We start from the raw sequence: 1,116 nt of genomic DNA, 5'->3' as shown, positions 1-1,116 counted from the left end.
CGTCGCCCTCGTGGGCGGCGGCCCCGGCGCCTGGGACCTGATCACGGTGCGGGGCCTGGACCTGCTGCGGCAGGCCGACGTGGTGGTCGCCGACCGGCTCGGGCCGCGCGCGCTGCTGGACGAGCTGGGCGCGGACGTCGAGGTGATCGACGTGGGCAAGCGGCCCGGTGCGCACTCCATGCGGCAGGACGACATCGGCGCGCTGCTCGTCGCGTTGGCCCGCGAGGGACGGCGCGTGGTGCGGCTGAAGGGCGGGGATCCCTTCGTGCTGGGCCGCGGCGGCGAGGAGGTCCTCGCCTGTCGCGCCGCGGGCATCGACGTGCAGGTGGTGCCCGGGGTGACCTCGGCGCTGGCCGGTCCCGCGGCCGGGGACGTCCCCGTCACCCATCGCGGCACCGCCGTCGCCGTGCACGTGGTCAACGCCCACGGCGACCTGGGCCCCGCGGACCTCGCGGCGCTCGCCGATCCGGGGACCACCACCGTGCTGATGATGGGCGTGGAGTGGCTTCCGCGGCTGGTCGCCCAGGCGCTGCTGAACGGGATCGATCCCGCGACCCCGGTCGCGGTGGTGCAGGAGGCGACCCTGCCGGGCCAGCGCCAGGTGCGCGGCACCCTCGCGGACATCGAGCAGGTCGTCGCGGAGGTCGGCATCGGGCACCCGGCGGTGATCGCCGTCGGCCGGACCGCGGCCGAGGGCTTCCTGCGCCCGGAGCAGCCGGCCGCCGCGGCGGAGGCCCCGGAGCACGGCTCGGGCCGTGAGGCCGTCGACCTGCCGGAGCACGGGCCCGCTTCCGACCGCTCCCCCGCCCCGGTGCTGATCGGCTGCTCCCACGGCACACGCTCGCGGGAGGGACGGGACGTGCTGCGCGCCCTGCTGCGCCGGATCGCCGCGCAGGCGCCGGGCGCGGTGCGCGAGGCGTTCGTGGACGTGCAGTCCCCGGACGTGGCCGCGGTGGTCGCCGCCCACGCCCGGCCCGCCGAGGCCCGGACCCGCGAGGGCGAGGAGGTCGAGGCGGTCGTGGTGCCGCTGCTGCTCTCGCTCGGCTATCACGTCAAGGACGACATCGGCGGGGCGGTCGCCGGCCGCGCCGCGACGGCCGCCGCGCCGCTCGGCCC

The 1,116-nt window shown here is 78.2% G+C and carries 1 protein-coding gene; it reads left to right on the top strand.

Annotated elements, in window-relative coordinates; genetic code table 11:
* Positions 1-1,116: uroporphyrinogen-III C-methyltransferase (cobA, locus tag HMPREF3159_RS12965; protein ID WP_070501484.1), on the top strand; the 1,116-nt coding region annotated here is incomplete at both ends.

This window comes from Brachybacterium sp. HMSC06H03, from assembly GCF_001807385.1.
In the GTDB taxonomy this organism is placed as follows: domain Bacteria; phylum Actinomycetota; class Actinomycetes; order Actinomycetales; family Dermabacteraceae; genus Brachybacterium; species Brachybacterium conglomeratum.
This window is presented reverse-complemented; position numbering and strand designations above follow the sequence as displayed.